This window comes from Ahrensia marina (assembly GCF_042140245.1).
Lineage (GTDB): Bacteria > Pseudomonadota > Alphaproteobacteria > Rhizobiales > MH13 > MH13.
In genome coordinates, this window is sequence record NZ_CP159483.1 from 839,214 (window position 1) to 856,364 (window position 17,151).

The window sequence follows — 17,151 nt, forward strand, 5'->3', positions numbered from 1 at the left end:
TTGCCGTTGGATCATGCTAGCGCCATCACAACAAGCTTATGGTTTCCCAAATGGCGCGCGCGCATCTTTCCCAAGTTCCTCAAACCGTTGATGTGCTGATCGCAGGTGGCGGGTATGTCGGCTTGTCGCTGGCTTTGGCGATCAAGGTTGGGGCAAGCGATCTGAGCGTTGCCGTGGTCGATTTGCGCGAGCCTGACGTTGCCGACAAGGATGGCCGTGCATCAGCGATTGCCAGTGCCGCGCGCACCATGATGACGACGCTTGGCGCCTGGCAGGGTTTGGAGGATCAAGCCCAGCCGATCAACAAGATGATTATTACCGATTCAGAGACGCGTGATCCGGTGCGCCCGGTGTTTTTGACCTTTGATGGCGAAACCAAACACGGCGAGCCGTTTGCGCATATGGTGCCTAATGGCGCGATGACGAAAAGCATGCGCGCGCGATGCCAAGAAGAAGGTGTTTTTATCGAGGCGCCGCAGACGGTGGAAGATTTTCAGGCCCACTCTGGACATGTGAACATCGTACTGGGCGATGGGCGGCAGGTGTCGTCTCGTCTTCTCGTGGCTTGCGATGGCGTGCGGTCTCGCTTGCGCGATCTGGCTGGCATCGAGACGGTTGGCTGGATGTATGGTCAGTCGGGCATTGTGTGCACGGTGAGCCATGAACGCGATCATGAGGGCATTGCGTATGAACATTTCTTGCCCGCAGGGCCGTTCGCAACGCTTCCCTTGCCTGGCAAGCGATCATCCATCGTGTGGACGGAGAAAACCGCAACGGCCGATGCCTTGGTCAACGGCGATGAGTTCACGTTCATGCTCGAGCTGGAACGTCGGTTCGGGGCCCAGTTTGGCGAGCTCAAACTGGAAAGCCGCCGCGTGGCCTATCCGCTGGGCCTGAAGCTTGCCCGTTCGTTCATCGCGCCGCGGTTGGCGCTGGCTGGAGATTCAGCGCACGGTATGCACCCGATTGCGGGGCAGGGCCTTAATATGGGTTTCCGCGATACGGCCGCGCTTGCCGAGGCAGTGGTCGATGCTGCGCGGCTTGGGCTTGATATTGGATCGGTGGATGTTTTGGAGCGCTACCAGCGCTGGCGGCGGTTCGACACCGCTCAGATGGGCGTGGTGACCGATGTTTTGAACCGTCTGTTTTCCAACGATTTGACGCCTGTGCGTATGGCGCGCTCTTTTGGTCTGGGCGTCGTGGATCGGCTGCCGAAGCTGAAAAGCTATTTCATCAACGAGGCAGCGGGCATCGCCAAGGACCGTCCAAGGTTGATGTCAGGCGAGGCGATTTAGCTTTGGGCGCCGACCGTCACCTTTGGCCACGAGGGGTTTGGAAGTGCGGCTTCGGGGTCAACTGCCTTTGATCTTTGCTAGCTCCGCATCGTCCAACTCGCGGGCTTCCTCGATCAACATGATCGGGATGGAGTCGCGGATCGGGTAGGCGACCTTAGCTGCGTAGGAGACAAGCTCCTGCTTGTCGTGATCATAGTGCAGCACCGACTTGGTCACCGGGCAGACCAAGATGTCGAGCAGCTTGCGATCAATCGTCAGGCGTTTGGTGATTTCAGCCATCGGTGAACGTCCTCGTGCTACTGCAAGCTTGTGCGGTCGCCATCATTGTCCCGGGCCAGTGACAGCTCCGTGATGGCAATCAGTGTATCAGCACGTGCGCGCAGATCATCAGCTTCAAGCAGAGCCTGCTTTTCCGGTGGACCATAGGGGCTCATCATGCAAAGCGCGTTCACCAAAGCCTCATTGGAGGCTTTCTCTACGCCTGACCAATCAGCTTCCAGATCGTTGGCTTCTAGATAGGCTTTGAAGGTGGTGAGCAGCGTGTCGCGGTCAACGAGCTTCTCGCCTGCGCCTTGCTCAAAGTCTTGGTGGTACTGCTCGGTCATCACACGGCACATGCGAAACGGGGTGATGGCGGTTTCCTCTTCCTCAATCTTGAAGCGGCAGACACCAGTTAGCGTCATCAAATAGCGGCCATCGTCGGTTTCTTGGAAGGCAGAGATGCGCCCCAGACATCCGATATCGCAGAGCGGCGGTGTGTCAGGGTCAAGCCCCATCACAGGCGAGCCATCACGCTCAAACTTTGGCTGCACCATGCCGATCAGCCGTTCATGACCCAGGGCATAGTCGACCATGGCCAGATAGCGCGGCTCAAAAATGTTCAGTGGCATCTGTCCACGTGGCAACAGCAGTGCCGAGGAGAGCGGAAACACTGGGATGATCGCCGGAATGCGTTGCGCTAATGAGCTGTGCGAGGGTGCCATAAGAACCTTTGATACATTGTCCGTTCAGGCGCGGGCTCGGCGCTTTTTAAGAAAACAGGACCCGGGACAGTTTCTTGCGGCCCTCTATGCTGGCCGGATCGGTCGGCCCCCAAGCTTCGAACAAGCGCAGCAGTTCTTTGCGGGCGCCATCATCCTCCCATGACCTATCGCGCTTGACGATCTCGACAAGGGCTGCCGCGGCTGCTTCGCGATGGTTTTTCGCATTGTGAACAAGCGCCAGATCGAAGCGCGCCTGATGATCATCGGGGTTGGCTTCTAAGCGTGCGGTCAGCTCTTCGGCATCGCCAAGACTTGCCGCTTTTTCGGCCAAATGAAGCGCTGCTTCCGCAGCTTGGATGGCGGGATTAGCCTTCATCTCATCGGTCAAGCTGGCAAGCGCTTGGCGTGCGGTTTCCAGCTCTCCTGCGGCAACATAGACTTTGAGCATGCCAGCCATCGCGCCAGCGTTTTCTGGCTCAATCTGTAGAATCTGCGCGTACATGTTGGCCGCGCCCTGCAGATCGCCTGCACTGAGAGCTTCATCGGCTGCTGTCAGCATCTCATCGGCTTGGCTCGGGCCTTGTGGGCCAATGAGTTTTTCGATGAAAGCCTGCACTTGGGCTTCTGGCTGAGCACCTTGGAAACCGTCGGCTGGGCGGCCATCAACGAACGCAAAAACGGCTGGAATAGACTGTACACCCATTTGACCAGCCACTTCGGGATGCTCATCAATGTTCATCTTGGCAAGACGGACCTTGCCACCAGCCTTTGTAACAGCACTTTCCAATGCTGGCGTCAGCTGCTTGCAAGGGCCACACCACGGGGCCCAGAAATCCACCAGCACTGGGCGCGTTTTGGATTCTTCGATCACCTGCGCCATGAAATCAGCGGTCGTAACATCAATGATGTCGCCGCCCCCGGCAGCAGAGCTCGGGGAAGATTGAGGCGTCGAGCCGGTTCCGATCAGCATGGGATGTCCTTACGCGTTGCGATCTTCGTGCCTCGATAATGGGCATTGCCATCTCAGATGGGCTTTCGCCCGCGTTCTACAAGGCAGTTTGAGTGCTGTCGACCAGATCGCTCTCAAGGTCGACGATCTTTACGTCATGACCGGTTTTTTCAACGAAACGCAGCAGGTCATCGCGGGCAAGGGATGTGGTTGCCGTGTTCTCCAGCGGGTGAGCGTTGATGATGTCGGCCTGCTTCAGGTTTTGATCGAGCACGAACGTTACTGTGTGATCCACATCGTTGATGACAGCCAATGCTGTGACCGAACCGGGCGTGACACCCAGGTGTTCCTGCATCAGGTCGGCATTGGCAAATGACAAACGTCCGCATCCAAGCTTCTTGTGGAGGTTCTTCAGATTCACCTGTGTCGCGTGCTCGGCGGTGACAAGGAAAAATCGGCCCTTCTTATCTTTCAAGAAGAGGTTCTTGGTATGAGCGCCCTCTACTTCGCGATGGACCTTGGTCGACTGCTCAACGGTGAAGAGCGGTTCGTGATCGACCGTCTTGCTCACAATGTTCCACGCCTCCAACTGAGCAAGCAGTGTGGCGCGGGTGTGGTGGGCAGCAGACATGGCAAACGGTCACAAAAGCAGAGGTGGGACGAGAAATCTGTTTGGTGGTAAACGCTGAAACCAGGCGCCACAAGGCGGTTTTGCTGGCGGTGGTCGCAGGGTTCAAACCTAGGGTGGTGTTATCGATCCGTTGAATGCATCAACGCCCCACAAACATGGTTGCAAAAGCCATTTGGTTGTTGCATAGAAGCGCCTCGCAGACGGCAATGCCCTCGTTGAGGGATACCCCTTGGTCGTCTCATGAGCGGGTGTAGCTCAGGGGTAGAGCACAACCTTGCCAAGGTTGGGGTCGTGGGTTCAAATCCCATCGCCCGCTCCATTTTTCCCAAGCTGGTTTTTGATATTGTGCCTGTTGTACGGGTGCTGAAAAAAGCACGACGCCCCGAAGCTGGCCGACCATCGGTTCTACCAGCGCCAGAGCGTCGCAACTGCCCTGTTAGACTTTTCGGTTCTTCCTAAGCAGCTGTGCGCACCTTTGAGAGAAACTCGCCCATTGCTTCACGCATGGTGCGTGAGCGTTCATGCAGATCTTGGATCGAGGTGCTCATCGTTGTGCTCATTTGGCCCGTGTTGGCCGCTGCCTCGCTCATTTCACCCATGGCATTGGTCACCGTTGAGGTGCCATCGGCGGCCTCGGTGACATTGCGGGCAATCTCTGCCGTTGCCGCATTTTGCTCCTCGGTGGCCGCTGCCATGGCTGAGGTGCGCTCGGCGATGTCTTTGACCATGTCGGCGACCGATGCGGTTGCCTCGATGGAATCGTCGGCGGCCAACCGCATTTCAGAGATTTGAGCGTCGATTTCCTCGGTGGCTTTGCTCGTTTGCTCTGCCAACGCCTTTACCTCGGTTGCAACAACGGCAAAGCCTTTGCCAGCCTCACCTGCGCGTGCCGCCTCAATGGTGGCATTAAGGGCCAGGAGGTTTGTTTGTTCGGCAATATCGGTGATCAACTTGGTGACGTCACCAATACGGGCCACAACATCTTGCAGGCGAGCCACCGACTGGTTGGAGCGGTCCACCCCGCCTGCTGCATCGCCAGCGGCGGTCGATACGCCATGCACCTGCTGATTGAGTTCAGCAATGGAGGCTGTCAGCTCCTCCGTGGCACTCGCCACCGTGTTGACGTTGCCGGTTGCATGCGCCGATGCGTCGGCGACGCTTTGCGAACGCTCTGCGGTCGCTTCGGCAAGGCTCGACATCTCCGTGGCTGATTCATTGAGTTGATCGAACTCAGAGATCATCGCTTCGGTTACAGAAAGCACTGTTGATTTAAAGCGCTCTGCCATGTCAGCCATCGCGTTTTGGCGCTCTTGCTCGGCCTGTTCGCGGGCTGAAGCGGTTTCTGCCTCCAGCGAACGGGTCCGCTGAATGTTCACGCGGAAAACATCGAGTGCTTTTGCTAGAGCGCCAATTTCATCGCTGCGCTTGCCCATGTCGATCGCTTGCTCGGTATCACCAGCGGCAAGCTCGTTGGTGGTGATCGCCAAGCGGTTGAGCGGTGCCGAGATGAGCGTGTGGTTCAAGAATCCGAACAGCACAGCCAACAGTGTGACCAGAGCTGCGCCGCCAATCGCAACAAACTCAGCGCGCGACAGCGTCGCGTTTTTGGATTCCAAGAGCTGTGCTGTGCGTCCGGCGGCTTCGGCTTTGAAATTGTCAAAGGCGGTGAAAACATCTTGCAGAAGTGCATCGCCTTGGCCGGTAACCTCCATCGCGCGGGCCTGATCAAAGGTTAGCGGGCTGCGCATAAGGCGAAACTGAACGTGCGTGTGTTGGCTAAGCCAGCTGTGCCAGCCATCTCTGATTTCACCGACGTGTGCGGCAAAAGAAGGCTCAATGGAAGCTGCTTGCGCTTCAAGCTGGTTCAGCTTTTCTTCGATGACAGGCGTGAAGTTATTGCTGATTTGCACCATTTCTGGATTGCCGGTGAGTGCGAACGACCGTGCGGCGAGGACCTGATCGAGAATGTCAATTCGTACGCTCTCAACCTCTTTTTCGTAGGCATTGGACTGTGCCAAAGCGCTTGAGGTCTGGCTGCCTTGTGACACGCTGTTGAAGACCACCAGGCCACACAGCATGCTGATAACAGCCAAGCCAAGGAAAGCGACGGCACCTTTTTTCGAAACAGAAAGACTGTTCAACATCACATTTATCCTTTCTGTCGCGCTTAGCTTTGGGCGCCCTGGCGACGTGCCAGTTCGGTAAGGTTGACTTCGATTGTCGCCGCGCCAATGGCCTGCGTACCATCTTCATTGGGAATGCTGAGATTGAGCTGGGCGCGCCAGATCTGCCAGTCCTCATCCCACTCGGCCTCATCAATGAACACAGCATCTGGGCCGACGAGGAACGTGTTTTCGTATTTGGCTTCATCCCCTTGCCAATAGTCGCCGGTGATGGCGCTTTGACCCACGTTCAGCCCCTTGGCATCAACGATGAACATCTCGGTGTAGAGGCCAAGTGCGCCGGCCTGAATGCGGGTAAGATAGCTGGAGAGCGGTGTTGAGAGCGTCGCTGAGATGAGTGGCTGATTGGCGACTTCGCGTTCCGCTCGCCACTGCTGATCCAGCGCGTCAATGTCCGCTTGGGTGAGCGCTTCGTGCCGCTCAGACTGCGCGCTGACCATCATGGGGACAATGGGATTGGCGAGCCATTCGCGCGTTTCGGCGATAAAGGCCGCATTGATCAATCGCTGTGGGTTGGGCGGTGTACTGGCATCGTTGGCCATCGCCACGCCCGATGCTTGCGTTACACTCAAAAACCCCAGGGCGATCGCCCATGCACTTGCTGTTCGTCTCACCATCATCGGCTCCTGCCCCAAACGTAAACCTATCGGTACGTAGTTATTCGGGCGCTAAGGTTACGATGACGTTAAATGATCAAACTCTAATGAATTTTCTCTAAGCATCTATAAAATATAGGCTTTTCGTTCTGTTTCAGTACAATAGGTTGGTGATCGACCCTGCGACGCTTTGCAGTCACCGCATTCGACTGCCCTAACGGTGTCGCCGAAAGCGCATGCCCGCGTTGTCGCTCTGATCTAGGCGTGGCTGATCATCAAGCCTTCGCGGATGAGGCGCTTCACGAGAACCAACTTGCCATCTTCGTCCAGATCGCCTGGTAGATCGCGCACGGTAAAGCGGGGCTTTGCCAAGCAGACTTCTAGTGCTGGCTTGGTGTGGGCCGGCAAGAAAATCTCGGCGCCTTGACAGCTCACCTGCACAACAGGGTTGCCGTCTGCATCGGTGCGATCGGCCAGCTGGAAGATAAGCTGAGGCTGCGCACCGACGTCTGAACTTGCTGTCAATTCCGCCAAGCGAGCAAGCTGGCGCATTTGACCGGGCACGCGTGGGACGCGGTTGCCGATAAACTCGGATCGAATGTCCTCGACCAGTTCCGGCAGACTGGCTTGGTCCTGCAGGCGTTTGAGCAGGTCGGCAAAGGTTTCTTCCATCTTTGCCAATCCGCCAGCTGCATCAAAATCGCCACCAGCGTGACCGGGTGGCAAGGATGCCCGGAAGGCAGGGTCCTTGTGAGCGGCGGCAACCACGGCTTCGGTGACAAGATCGGCCCATGTGCGGGTCATAAGGCCAGTGGTAATGTGCAATGAGGTTTGGTCCGTCGCCACGGCATCATGGGTGAGACCGCGTGGCACGTAACACATGTCCCCGGGTTCCAAGATGAAGCTATCGGTTTGCTCGCCAATGGGCACGGCGTGCGGATCGAAGGCTTGCGTGTTCAGTGGCAGCTCCACTGGATGATCATAGATCCGCCACTCCTTGGTGCCCTCGACCTGAAGCACCAGCACATCGTGATTATCGTAGTGGGCTCGGAAACCTTGGGAGTGGGCAGGTGTCAGGTAAATGTTGGTCTGAATGCGCGAGGAAAAAACGTTCTCCAAAGCGCGGCAGAAGCGCGCCAATGTCGGCAACCGTTCCTGCAAGTTGGACATAATGATTGTCGCGCCGTCGGCGAACAGTTGATTCACCCGCACAGCGTCCACAAACCCTGACTCATAGGCAAAGTCTTCGGGCGTGATGGAGGCGTTGGCTTGGACAACGTTTACCTCAGGTACGCTGAGGCCCATCGTGGTGACCACACGATCAATATCGTCCACCGAAACGAGTTGGCTGTAATAGGCTGGGTCGTTGCGATGCACGACCAGATGCTTCTTTTCAAAACTGTCTGAGAAAAAAGCCTCACGAGAGACCGGTGCGATTGACCAGTCGAAGTCCAGCGTTGCGTGCTGCATCGCATTCCCCGATTTTTTGTTTTGGTTGTCCGGCCTGCAGCCGTAGCCCCTTGGAAGCCGTCATGCAACGCCACGATGTAAAGGCTTGCATTGACGCTTGGAGGTTGACGGGATTAGGATCGCCACCGGCTCGGACAAGCCAAATGAACATATCGGGGGAGTCACGCCTATGGCTGACACGACAAAATCCAGCGTCAAAACGCTGGTGGAATCAGATATTACCACCAAGCGCGGTGTTGGTCGGCGGATGTTTATGGGAATCATGGCGGCTGGTTCAGTCGGTGCCACGTTGGCCCCAACACAGGTCGCAGCCTCCGATGTGGACAACGGTACTTGGACCGATTCTGGCAGCTGCCCACGGCGTCGTGCAGGCGGCTTGACGGATGCTGATGGCGGCGCGAGTGCCGATCCAGCGGGTCGCGGCACCTACACGGGCTACACCGATCAGGACAATGGCAACATCACCGACATTGGTGGCCGAGGTCGCGGCGCGCCCTACTGCTAAGCGATCTGCTTAAGCAGTTCATAACAGACTTTTCTCATTTTCAGCGGTCGCAGCGCAGTTTTCAGCTGCGACCTTTCTTATGCGGCTGCGTGGTTTTGCTATCTGCCGCCCCTTGCCCTTTCGGGCGCCATAAGGATTTCCTATGACAAAGATGACCAAGCAGCCCACCAAAACACTTAGTGAGACTGATATCACCACCAAGCGCCGCTTGGGTCGCCGGGCCTTTCTGGGCATCATGGCGGCAGGATCTGTCGGTGCGGCTTTGATGCCGACGCAGGCGGCTGCGGCTGATATCGACAATGGCAGTTGGACAGATTCGGGCAGCTGCCCTCGCGGCAATGGTGGCGCCTACACCAATCTTACCGATTCCGATAATGGCAATATCACCGATTCAGCAGGATATGGGCGCGGCGCACCTTACTGCTAGAACTGATCTTTTCGACAAGATGCATAAGGCACGGGATATCCCCCGTGCCTTTTTTGTTGGCCTACTCGCGGTGCAGAACCGTGTCGCCAAAGAACGAACTTAGAAACTTCGGCTTGAAGGCTGCGGCAATCGCATCGGGGTCGTACCCATCACGCACCCACTGCATAAATGATTGGCCCTTTGGCACGCCGTCCCGCACATAGGTTTCCACCATTGCGTCCAGCACGCCGGTTTTGGAGCCTTTGATGTGGCCGTATTTCAACGTCATCTGGCTCAGTGCGCGTTCGTGATCATTGTGCAGGATGAGGAAATAGAGTGCGCTGCCAAGGCTTGCCCGGTCTGCGCCGGCTTTGCAGTGAATGACCGCCGGATAGGTGATGGATTTCAGCAACGCTTCCAGCTTCTCCAGTTGTGCCACATCGGGCAAAGCGCGAGAACGAAGCTGAAGACCTTCAAAGGCAATACCGGCTTGTTCAGCGGCCTCCACCTCCAGCGGGTAGGAGCCATACTGCATTCCACCGCGCAAATTGATGATCGTCTTGACACCCATCCGCTGCCACTTGCGGACCTGATGCGGCAATGGCTGTGACGAGCGGTAGAGCTGATCGTCCACCTTATGGAAGTTGGTGTAAAAATAGCGGATGAAGCCGTGATCCATCGCCAACATATCGAACCAGGCGTGCCAGCGCCTCTGCCAACCGATCAAGGGTGGCTCAAAATACGCCGTGCGTTCCTGAAGACGGGATGGGAAGACGCGACGGTAGAGGGCTTTGAGGGTTGGTGGCACGCAGCTGTCTGTATCTGGTGATCAAAAGCGAAAGACGGCCCGTTCCTATCGGGGACCTGCACCAAGTGCAATCGGCCTGACGGTGCGGGGGGCAATGCTTGTTTCAGATGGAGAGGTGGCCGACGAGAATCAAACGATCTGCGTGAGAATCACCGCTGACGCCTGGCAGAATCAGTGTCTGGAACGAATCGCGATTCTTGCAGCCGTTGCGGCTTTGTTCGCATTTTGATTCATACTTGGACTCCTCTTGGACTCACATTCATTCTGTTTGACGGAATAATTCCTCAATTTGTTCCCGCTCAGTAGCCGCCTTACCAACGCGTAAACCCTGCGCCTGCACAGGCGTATGATCTTCTTAACCAACCAGTTGACGAAGGGCATTGGTTCCAGGCGTTGTTACAGCGCCGTTATGACCGCTGAGCTGCTCAACATCGTTTTCCGTTCCAAAATGGGACAGCCGCCTGACCGAGATGCCTTGGTTTGGATGTTGGCGTTTCGGATCTGATGTCTGGTCGTGTGTACCGCTTTGCCAGCTAAGCTTGGCTCGGTCCGGGGCCTCGATACATTAACGTTTGTGGTTTGTTTCTTGACGTTACGGCAAGTAAATGGTCCGCCTTTGTTCTTCTTGCTGTGCGACTCAGCTTACTGATTGAGTCAACGGGCGTATGGAAAAAATCTTGAATCTTGCCAAAGCTTTGTCAGCACATCTTGCGCGTGCCCGCGGGTATCCCCAACTCGATACCGTCACTGTCGTGTCAGATTAACAAACAGATTGCAGGTTGATGGCACGCGCTGATTTGTCTGATCGCGCGTCCGATGGAGAGAGGGACAATGCCGCGCTTGTTCACCGGGTTGGAGCTGCCGCGAAACGTTGCAGACCAATTGTCTTTGCTACAGGGCGGGCTTCATGGGGCTCGTTGGATCGACAGAGACAATTTCCATATCACCTTGCGGTTTATCGGCGATGTTGATCATGGGGTTGCCCGTGAGGTTGTCAGCGCGCTGGACAGGGTGCGTCACGGCCCTTTGACTCTGACGTTGGATGGGCTGGGGTCGTTTGGCGGAAACAAGCCGCATTCGGTTTTTGCGCGCATCGCTCCAACGCAAGAGCTGATTGATTTACAAAGCGAGCAGGAGCGTGTTGCTCAGCGCCTCGGTCTTAAAGCCGAGCGGCGCACGTTTGTTCCTCACATCACACTGGCGCGTTGCCGCGGTCTGCAGCCTGGCGCGGTGGCGCATTGGCTGTCACTGCGTGGCGGTATCATGGATCTTTCGTTCGAGGCTGAACGCTTTGTTTTGTACTCTTCACGGGACTCTGTCGGCGGCGGACCCTATGTGGTGGAGGAAGATTACCCCCTGGTCGCCTAAAGGAGCCTCTTCATGCCACTGCTGTCTGATGTTGACCGTGATTCCGCCCTTGCCACGCTGGAGGGATGGGTATTGGTCAATGACGAGAAGGCTATCGCCAAGCGTTACGTGTTTGCCAATTTCGTGCAAGCCTTTGGTTTCATGACCAAATGTGCCCTAGAAGCGGAAAAGGCCGACCATCATCCTGAATGGTCGAACGTTTACAAAACTGTCGATGTTGCGCTTACCACACACGATGCTGGCGGGTTGACCGAAAAGGATATTGCCTTGGCCAAAGCGTTCGATGCGTGCGCGTAAGGCGTTGTTCTGGGCGGCTCTGATCCCCACATGCCACCCATCATGGAACGACCAGGAAACATTCGATGAGCGCTGAGACCGTCTCCGATACTGTTGATGAACAACCTGGCCAAGCTTCGTCCGGCCTTGATGGCGATGTGCTTGGCGATGATGAACGGACCCAGTTCGATCAGGACGAGGCGCGTGTACGCCGTGATTTCTGGGTGACGGCGCGCAAAGCCGCGGGCAGCATTCCCTTTATGGACGAGCTTGTGGCGGCGTATTACTGCGCGTTGGACCGAGAAACGCCGATGCGGGTGCGCGGTACGCTGCTGGGCGCCCTGGCCTATTTTGTGCTGCCGCTCGACGGTATTCCTGACTTCATTCTTGGGCTCGGATTTACCGATGATGCTGCGGTTATCATGGGTGTTCTGGCCTTGATGCGTGCGCACATCACCGATGAGCATCGCGAAGCAGCGCGTAAGGCTCTTTTGAAAGAAAAGAGATAGGCCCGTTTTCCTGCTGTCGTCACCTTACAGCGCTGGGGCATGGGTCCCGGCCTAAGGTAGGGATGACGGCTTTGGCATGGCCACAAAAAAAGGGGTTGGCCAGATAGAGCCAACCCCCGCGTTTTTTATCCAGGATCGAACCTGTCATGACGGCAAACCCAACCGGGCGCGCCGCCAAGGTAATGGATTAGCGCGCGCTCAGAGGCTGCTCTGACCCGCTCGCTTCACCACCAGTTTTCACCTGGCCATAAAAATCGCTCGACATCAGTCACCTCCTTTCGGTTGTTGAAAACATGATGAGAGTGGTGCCGAATCAACGCCTTGGCAAGGGAGAAAATGCGATGAAACTGATGCAAGATGAGTCACCCGAGCGCTTGGTTTGTGTGCAGGTGACCTATGCTGATGCCAAACAGGCCCGCCAGGTTGCCAAAGAGATTGTTGAGAAGCGACTTGGCGCCTGCGTGCAGCAAGTGCGCATTTCATCGACCTACGTCTGGGAAGGCGCGGTGGAAGAAGAGGCGGAACATCTGCTCACCATCAAAACCACGATGCAGCGCGCTCGTGATCTGGAAGACTACATCCACGCCAATCACCCGTACGATGAGCCGGAGTTTCTCGTCATACCCGCAGTTGCTGCCAGCAACGGCTATGCAACATGGGTTCGGAAAAGTGTGAGGTGAGGCTGAGATTCGGGCGCTAAGTTTTGCGACGCATGAATTTGAGACCTGACCAGTCTTGGTCGACAGCGCAAACCTTCACATCAACCCAACCTGTTGGCAGCAAAACCTCCCGCAGCGTGTCTTCGGTTAAGTCTACATAGAGCTTGGATGATTTTTTCGGCCAGGATACCCAGACCATTCCGCCTGGAGCGACACGTCTGAACGCTTGTTCGTGCTGGCTGAGAAGCACCGAACGCTCAGCGCAAAACAGATGAACCAGGTCAGCTTCTTCAGCTTCCGCCAAGAACGTCACGCCCTCTGCTCCGGCGATCAGATCATCATAGTGATCGGGAGCATTAAGCGCCAAGCAGCGCATACCCGGCTTTAATCCCAACTTCTGAAAAAGTGGCTTGCCGGAATAGCCATGTGCGGTCGGTTTCATGGTCTGGTCCCTGCCATGTTTGAGCTACCACGCCTGTGTTAGTGTTTTGACCTTCTTCGCTGGTTCCACAGCGATGCTATAGAGCAGGCATGCTCTATGATATTGCCAAATTTCTCCATGTCACCGGCGTTGCCATGTTGATGGGCAACATCACGGTCACAGCCATCTGGAAGTTTTTTGCCGATGGTGATGGTCGACCAGAGGTGCTCGGATTCGCGCAGAAGCTTGTCACCTACACCGACTGGTCGATGACCGTTTGGGGTGTGGTGCTCATCATGAGCAGTGGCTACTTCATGGCGTTTTCAGCGGGATACAACCTTCTGGAGGGCTGGCTGTTGTGGAGCCAAGTTCTCTTTGTGACGTCTGGAATGATGTGGCTGCTGGCGATTTTACCGATCCAGATCCGGCAAGCGCGGCTTGCCAAAACCTTCCCCGAGCACGGCGTTCAAGCTGACTATCGCGCTTTGTCGCGGCGCTGGTTGGTCTGGGGACTGATCAGTACGGTGCCGCTGGTTGCGGCGACGTGGCTGATGGTCGTTAAGCCAGGGTAAGTGGGCCAACCCACACTGCAAAACACCTATCACCCTTGCGGTCGTTAACACCTTCGGTTTAATGTTGATGTTACTTTATAACATTGCAGGCTTAGCGCATGACCGATACTCGCCTCCCCGTAACGGTGCTTTCTGGCTTTTTGGGTGCCGGCAAGACCACGCTTCTCAATCGCGTTTTGAACAACCGCGAAGGGCGGCGTGTGGCGGTGATCGTCAACGACATGTCCGAGGTGAACATTGATGCTGATCTGGTGCGCGCTGACACTGAATTGTCGCGGACCGAAGAAACCATGGTGGAGATGTCCAACGGGTGTATCTGCTGCACATTGCGAGACGATCTTCTGGCAGAGGTTCGCAGGCTCGCAGCTGAAGGGCGGTTTGACTACCTGCTGATAGAAAGCACGGGTGTTTCCGAGCCGCTGCCTGTTGCTGCAACGTTCGACTTCCGTGACGAGGATGGTGAGAGCCTGGCGGATGTTGCGCGCCTGGATACGATGGTCACCGTTGTCGATGCGGTGAACCTGCTCAATGACTATTCAAGTCATGATTTTCTGAGCGACCGCGGCGAAACGCTGGGTGAAGAGGATGAGCGGACGCTCGTCCATCTGCTTACCGATCAGATCGAGTTTGCTGATGTCGTTGTGCTCAACAAAACCAAGGATGCCGGACCAGACCGCACGGATGCTGCGCGCAAGATCATTCGCAGTCTGAATGCCGATGCGAAGATCATCGAAACCAACCATTCCGATGTCTCCAGCGATGCGATCCTTGATACGGGGCTCTTTGATTTCCAGGCCGCGCATGAGCACCCGATGTGGGCCAAAGAGCTCTACGGGTTTGCAGACCATGTGCCAGAAACCGAAGAGTATGGCGTTGCGTCCTATGTTTATCGGGCGCGAAGCCCATTTGATCCGTCAGCCATTCATGCGCTTCTCAACAGCTCTATGCCTGGCGTCATCCGCGCCAAAGGACATTTTTGGATCGCAACCCAACCCGATGTGGTGGCGGAGTTCTCTCTCGCTGGTGCCCTTTCTTCGGTCAAACCCTTGGGCACCTGGTGGGCATCGGTGCCCAAGGAGCGCTGGCCGGACCATGAAAGTGCGCGCTCCTACCTCGCCGAACGATGGGTTGAACCATGGGGTGATCGACGCCAAGAGATTGTCTTCATCGGGGCGGGTATTGATTGGCCGCATCTGCGCGCGCGCCTTGATGCTTGCTTAGTGCCTCAGGATGTGGCGCCGGGACCAGACGCGTTTCTTGACCTACCCGATCCGTTCCCCGTTTGGAGCCGCACGAACCAAGCTGCCTAGCCGCCTTTCGCTTCGTCCCCCCAAACAGAAAAGGCGACCCATGGGCCGCCTTTCGCTATCGTGCCTTGACAGGATTTCCTGTTCGGCTCCGTTCCTGCGGAACGACCGCTAGCTCTTGTTCTGCCGGTTGTCGATCAGGTCGGTAACCACGCTTGGGTCGGCCAGTGTTGAGGTATCACCAAGATTGTCGAACGAGTCCTCGGCGATCTTGCGCAAAATACGGCGCATGATCTTGCCTGAGCGGGTCTTAGGTAGGCCTGGGGCGAACTGGATGAGGTCTGGCGAGGCAATTGGACCGATCTCCTGACGCACCCATTTGACCAGCTCCTTGCGCAGATCATCAGATGGGTCTTCGCCCTCCATCAGTGTCACATAGACATAGATGCCCTGGCCTTTGAGGTCGTGTGGATAGCCAACAACAGCGGCCTCAGAGACTTTCGGGTGTGCCACCAGCGCCGACTCCACTTCGGCGGTGCCCATACGGTGACCGGACACGTTGATGACGTCGTCCACGCGACCGGTGATCCAGTAATAGCCGTCCTCATCGCGGCGACAGCCATCGCCGGTGAAGTACATGCCTTTGTAGGTGGAGAAATAGGTCTGCACGAAGCGCTCATGGTCGCCATAAACCGTGCGCATCTGGCCAGGCCAGGAGTTGAGGATCACGAGGTTGCCCTCGGTTGCACCGTCCAAGATCTGCCCTTCAGCATCAACCAGAGCCGGTTGCACACCGAAGAAGGGGCGTGTCGCTGAGCCAGGTTTCAGAGCCGTGGCGCCAGGCAGCGGGGTGATGAGAATGCCACCGGTTTCGGTCTGCCACCAAGTGTCGACGATGGGGCAGCGTCCTTCGCCGACCACATTGTAGTACCAGTTCCAGGCTTCTGGGTTGATCGGCTCACCCACTGACCCGAGAATACGCAGTGTGGAGCGGCTGGTCTTTTTCACATGCTCCTCGCCAGCACCCATCAATGAGCGGATGGCGGTGGGTGCTGTGTAGAAGATCGAGACCTTGTGCTTGTCGACCACATCCCAGAACCGGGATGGGGACGGATAGGTCGGCACGCCTTCAAACATCAGCGTGGTCGCGCCGTTCGCCAGCGGCCCGTAAACGATGTAGCTGTGGCCGGTCACCCAGCCCACATCGGCGGTACACCAGTAGACATCGCCATCCTGATAATCGAACACATATTGGTGCGTCATCGAGGCATAGGTGAGGTAGCCGCCCGTGGTGTGCAGCACGCCCTTTGGCTGGCCGGTGGAACCAGAGGTGTAGAGAATGAACAGCGGATCTTCTGCGTTCATCTCTTCGGGCTCGATGAAGTCCGGCGCGTTGGCAGCCGCTTCATGGTACCAAATATCACGGCCATCCTGCATGGCGATGTCGCCGCCGGTGCGTTTGACCACGACAACCGCATCAACAGGCGCCGTCTCGACAGCTTTGTCGACATTGGCTTTCAGCGGCACCTTGCGCCCGCCGCGCAAACCTTCATCGGCGGTGATGACAACTTTCGAGTCACAGCCGGAAATACGTTGGGCGAGCGAGTTTGGTGAGAAGCCACCAAAGACAATGGAATGCACCGCGCCCAACCGCGCGCAGGCGAGCATCGCGTAGGCTGCCTCTGGGATCATCGGCAGGTAGAGGGTGACGCGATCGCCCTTTTTCACACCGGCATTGCGCAGAACACCGGCCATGGTGTTCACGTGCTGGCCGAGTTCTTTATACGTGATTTCAAGGTGCTCTGAGGGGTCGTCACCTTCCCAGATGATGGCCACCTGGTCGCCGCGTGTGGCGATATGCCGGTCCACACAGTTGGCGGCAACATTCAGCGTGCCGTCTTCGAACCATTTGATGTCCACATTGTGGGGATCGTAGCTGGTGTTCTTCACCTTGCTGTAGGGTTTGATCCAATCGAGCCGCTTGCCGTGCTCACCCCAGAAAGCCTCTGGATCGTTGACCGAAGCTTCGTACATTTCCAAATATCTGGCGTTGTCGATCAGGGCTGCCGACGCAACAGCATCTGGCACTGGATAAACTTCACTCATAACTTGTGGTCCCTTTGTGCGTTCCCCTCAGACAGGTCATGTGCCTTGGTTCGGCCGACCCGCTGATGATGGTCTCTTTGGTTCAATCTGCCTCTCTTTGTGGAGGCTTCTCCGATCTCGATGGTTTGTTTCTACTGCCAAGTACCGCAGTGCAGCAAGACGATCGA

The 17,151-nt window shown here is 56.6% G+C and carries 19 protein-coding genes and 1 tRNA gene; 10 read left to right on the forward strand and 10 right to left on the reverse strand.

Annotated elements, in window-relative coordinates:
* Window positions 1–50 precede the first annotated feature (50 nt).
* On the forward strand, window positions 51–1,295 hold the full coding sequence (locus tag ABWH92_RS04105; RefSeq protein ID WP_375572398.1) for a ubiquinone biosynthesis hydroxylase: 1,245 nt from the start codon (window positions 51–53) through the stop codon (window positions 1,293–1,295).
* A gap of 57 nt (window positions 1,296–1,352) precedes the next feature.
* Here ABWH92_RS04105 and ABWH92_RS04110 read toward each other — a convergent pair whose 3' ends face one another.
* The 4 genes from ABWH92_RS04110 to ABWH92_RS04125 all read right to left on the reverse strand — a co-directional run bounded on the left by ABWH92_RS04110 (window position 1,353) and on the right by ABWH92_RS04125 (window position 3,858).
* Window positions 1,353–1,574 (reverse strand): Trm112 family protein, encoded by a 222-nt coding sequence (locus ABWH92_RS04110; protein ID WP_375572400.1) that lies wholly within the window; start codon window positions 1,572–1,574, stop codon window positions 1,353–1,355.
* A 17-nt stretch (window positions 1,575–1,591) separates the two neighbouring features.
* Window positions 1,592–2,278, reverse strand: a complete 687-nt coding sequence (locus ABWH92_RS04115; protein ID WP_375572402.1) for an LON peptidase substrate-binding domain-containing protein — start codon at window positions 2,276–2,278, stop codon at window positions 1,592–1,594.
* Window positions 2,279–2,324: 46 nt separating this feature from the next.
* Window positions 2,325–3,248, reverse strand: coding sequence for a thioredoxin (gene trxA / locus ABWH92_RS04120; RefSeq protein WP_375572404.1), 924 nt, complete (start codon window positions 3,246–3,248; stop codon window positions 2,325–2,327).
* 76 nt (window positions 3,249–3,324) lie between these two features.
* Window positions 3,325–3,858 carry a prolyl-tRNA synthetase associated domain-containing protein gene (locus tag ABWH92_RS04125; RefSeq protein WP_375572406.1) on the reverse strand — a complete coding sequence of 178 codons (534 nt, stop codon included), beginning with the start codon at window positions 3,856–3,858 and terminating at the stop codon, window positions 3,325–3,327.
* 244 nt (window positions 3,859–4,102) lie between these two features.
* On the opposite strand from ABWH92_RS04125, the gene ABWH92_RS04130 reads away from it, so the two are divergent.
* Window positions 4,103–4,177 (forward strand) — tRNA-Gly (locus tag ABWH92_RS04130).
* Between the two features lie 136 nt (window positions 4,178–4,313).
* Here ABWH92_RS04130 and ABWH92_RS04135 read toward each other — a convergent pair.
* The 3 genes from ABWH92_RS04135 to ABWH92_RS04145 all read right to left on the reverse strand — a co-directional run bounded on the left by ABWH92_RS04135 (window position 4,314) and on the right by ABWH92_RS04145 (window position 8,107).
* Window positions 4,314–6,002: a methyl-accepting chemotaxis protein gene (locus ABWH92_RS04135; RefSeq protein ID WP_375572408.1), complete on the reverse strand. Its 1,689-nt coding sequence runs from the start codon at window positions 6,000–6,002 to the stop codon at window positions 4,314–4,316.
* Between the two features lie 23 nt (window positions 6,003–6,025).
* Complete coding sequence (locus ABWH92_RS04140) at window positions 6,026–6,661, reverse strand: hypothetical protein (RefSeq protein WP_375572410.1); 636 nt, start codon at window positions 6,659–6,661, stop codon at window positions 6,026–6,028.
* Between the two features lie 234 nt (window positions 6,662–6,895).
* Window positions 6,896–8,107, reverse strand: coding sequence for a cupin domain-containing protein (locus ABWH92_RS04145; protein ID WP_375572411.1), 1,212 nt, complete (start codon window positions 8,105–8,107; stop codon window positions 6,896–6,898).
* A 169-nt stretch (window positions 8,108–8,276) separates the two neighbouring features.
* Here ABWH92_RS04145 and ABWH92_RS04150 point away from each other — a divergent pair, with 169 nt between their 5' ends.
* Window positions 8,277–8,612, forward strand: a complete 336-nt coding sequence (locus ABWH92_RS04150; RefSeq protein ID WP_375572413.1) for a hypothetical protein — start codon at window positions 8,277–8,279, stop codon at window positions 8,610–8,612.
* Window positions 8,613–8,754: 142 nt separating this feature from the next.
* Window positions 8,755–9,039, forward strand: a complete 285-nt coding sequence (locus ABWH92_RS04155) for a hypothetical protein (RefSeq protein ID WP_375572414.1) — start codon at window positions 8,755–8,757, stop codon at window positions 9,037–9,039.
* A gap of 61 nt (window positions 9,040–9,100) precedes the next feature.
* On the opposite strand, the gene ABWH92_RS04160 is transcribed toward ABWH92_RS04155, so the two are convergent.
* Window positions 9,101–9,826 carry a protein tyrosine phosphatase gene (locus ABWH92_RS04160; RefSeq protein ID WP_375572416.1) on the reverse strand — a complete coding sequence of 242 codons (726 nt, stop codon included), beginning with the start codon at window positions 9,824–9,826 and terminating at the stop codon, window positions 9,101–9,103.
* 831 nt (window positions 9,827–10,657) lie between these two features.
* Between ABWH92_RS04160 and thpR the strand changes: the two genes are divergently transcribed.
* From thpR to cutA, 4 genes are all read left to right on the forward strand, one after another.
* Window positions 10,658–11,194, forward strand: a complete 537-nt coding sequence (thpR, locus tag ABWH92_RS04165; protein ID WP_375572418.1) for an RNA 2',3'-cyclic phosphodiesterase — start codon at window positions 10,658–10,660, stop codon at window positions 11,192–11,194.
* Between the two features lie 12 nt (window positions 11,195–11,206).
* Window positions 11,207–11,491, forward strand: a complete 285-nt coding sequence (locus ABWH92_RS04170) for a 4a-hydroxytetrahydrobiopterin dehydratase (RefSeq protein ID WP_375572419.1) — start codon at window positions 11,207–11,209, stop codon at window positions 11,489–11,491.
* 65 nt (window positions 11,492–11,556) lie between these two features.
* Window positions 11,557–11,979 carry a YkvA family protein gene (locus ABWH92_RS04175; RefSeq protein ID WP_375572421.1) on the forward strand — a complete coding sequence of 141 codons (423 nt, stop codon included), beginning with the start codon at window positions 11,557–11,559 and terminating at the stop codon, window positions 11,977–11,979.
* A gap of 341 nt (window positions 11,980–12,320) precedes the next feature.
* On the forward strand, window positions 12,321–12,659 hold the full coding sequence (gene cutA, locus ABWH92_RS04180; protein ID WP_375572423.1) for a divalent-cation tolerance protein CutA: 339 nt from the start codon (window positions 12,321–12,323) through the stop codon (window positions 12,657–12,659).
* A 16-nt stretch (window positions 12,660–12,675) separates the two neighbouring features.
* On the opposite strand, the gene ABWH92_RS04185 is transcribed toward cutA, so the two are convergent.
* Window positions 12,676–13,080: a hypothetical protein gene (locus ABWH92_RS04185; protein WP_375572425.1), complete on the reverse strand. Its 405-nt coding sequence runs from the start codon at window positions 13,078–13,080 to the stop codon at window positions 12,676–12,678.
* An 89-nt stretch (window positions 13,081–13,169) separates the two neighbouring features.
* Between ABWH92_RS04185 and ABWH92_RS04190 the strand changes: the two genes are divergently transcribed.
* Window positions 13,170–13,631 carry a DUF2269 family protein gene (locus ABWH92_RS04190; protein WP_375572426.1) on the forward strand — a complete coding sequence of 154 codons (462 nt, stop codon included), beginning with the start codon at window positions 13,170–13,172 and terminating at the stop codon, window positions 13,629–13,631.
* A gap of 98 nt (window positions 13,632–13,729) precedes the next feature.
* Window positions 13,730–14,941: a GTP-binding protein gene (locus tag ABWH92_RS04195; protein WP_375572428.1), complete on the forward strand. Its 1,212-nt coding sequence runs from the start codon at window positions 13,730–13,732 to the stop codon at window positions 14,939–14,941.
* Between the two features lie 108 nt (window positions 14,942–15,049).
* Here ABWH92_RS04195 and acs read toward each other — a convergent pair whose 3' ends face one another.
* Window positions 15,050–16,984, reverse strand: coding sequence for an acetate--CoA ligase (acs, locus tag ABWH92_RS04200; protein WP_375572430.1), 1,935 nt, complete (start codon window positions 16,982–16,984; stop codon window positions 15,050–15,052).
* Window positions 16,985–17,151 lie beyond the last annotated feature (167 nt).

What these genes read in the sequence shown, in the direction of transcription:
- ABWH92_RS04185 (WP_375572425.1), bottom strand. Translation starts at nt 13,080, where the DNA reads ATGAAACCGACCGCACATGGCTATTCCGGCAAGCCACTTTTTCAGAAG.
- ABWH92_RS04110 (WP_375572400.1), bottom strand. Translation starts at nt 1,574, where the DNA reads ATGGCTGAAATCACCAAACGCCTGACGATTGATCGCAAGCTGCTCGAC.
- ABWH92_RS04195 (WP_375572428.1), top strand. Translation starts at nt 13,730, where the DNA reads ATGACCGATACTCGCCTCCCCGTAACGGTGCTTTCTGGCTTTTTGGGT.
- ABWH92_RS04115 (WP_375572402.1), bottom strand. Translation starts at nt 2,278, where the DNA reads ATGGCACCCTCGCACAGCTCATTAGCGCAACGCATTCCGGCGATCATC.
- ABWH92_RS04175 (WP_375572421.1), top strand. Translation starts at nt 11,557, where the DNA reads ATGAGCGCTGAGACCGTCTCCGATACTGTTGATGAACAACCTGGCCAA.
- ABWH92_RS04140 (WP_375572410.1), bottom strand. Translation starts at nt 6,661, where the DNA reads ATGATGGTGAGACGAACAGCAAGTGCATGGGCGATCGCCCTGGGGTTT.
- thpR (WP_375572418.1), top strand. Translation starts at nt 10,658, where the DNA reads ATGCCGCGCTTGTTCACCGGGTTGGAGCTGCCGCGAAACGTTGCAGAC.
- ABWH92_RS04170 (WP_375572419.1), top strand. Translation starts at nt 11,207, where the DNA reads ATGCCACTGCTGTCTGATGTTGACCGTGATTCCGCCCTTGCCACGCTG.
- ABWH92_RS04105 (WP_375572398.1), top strand. Translation starts at nt 51, where the DNA reads ATGGCGCGCGCGCATCTTTCCCAAGTTCCTCAAACCGTTGATGTGCTG.
- ABWH92_RS04145 (WP_375572411.1), bottom strand. Translation starts at nt 8,107, where the DNA reads ATGCAGCACGCAACGCTGGACTTCGACTGGTCAATCGCACCGGTCTCT.
- cutA (WP_375572423.1), top strand. Translation starts at nt 12,321, where the DNA reads ATGAAACTGATGCAAGATGAGTCACCCGAGCGCTTGGTTTGTGTGCAG.
- acs (WP_375572430.1), bottom strand. Translation starts at nt 16,984, where the DNA reads ATGAGTGAAGTTTATCCAGTGCCAGATGCTGTTGCGTCGGCAGCCCTG.
- ABWH92_RS04125 (WP_375572406.1), bottom strand. Translation starts at nt 3,858, where the DNA reads ATGTCTGCTGCCCACCACACCCGCGCCACACTGCTTGCTCAGTTGGAG.
- ABWH92_RS04155 (WP_375572414.1), top strand. Translation starts at nt 8,755, where the DNA reads ATGACAAAGATGACCAAGCAGCCCACCAAAACACTTAGTGAGACTGAT.
- trxA (WP_375572404.1), bottom strand. Translation starts at nt 3,248, where the DNA reads ATGCTGATCGGAACCGGCTCGACGCCTCAATCTTCCCCGAGCTCTGCT.
- ABWH92_RS04190 (WP_375572426.1), top strand. Translation starts at nt 13,170, where the DNA reads ATGCTCTATGATATTGCCAAATTTCTCCATGTCACCGGCGTTGCCATG.
- ABWH92_RS04150 (WP_375572413.1), top strand. Translation starts at nt 8,277, where the DNA reads ATGGCTGACACGACAAAATCCAGCGTCAAAACGCTGGTGGAATCAGAT.
- ABWH92_RS04135 (WP_375572408.1), bottom strand. Translation starts at nt 6,002, where the DNA reads ATGTTGAACAGTCTTTCTGTTTCGAAAAAAGGTGCCGTCGCTTTCCTT.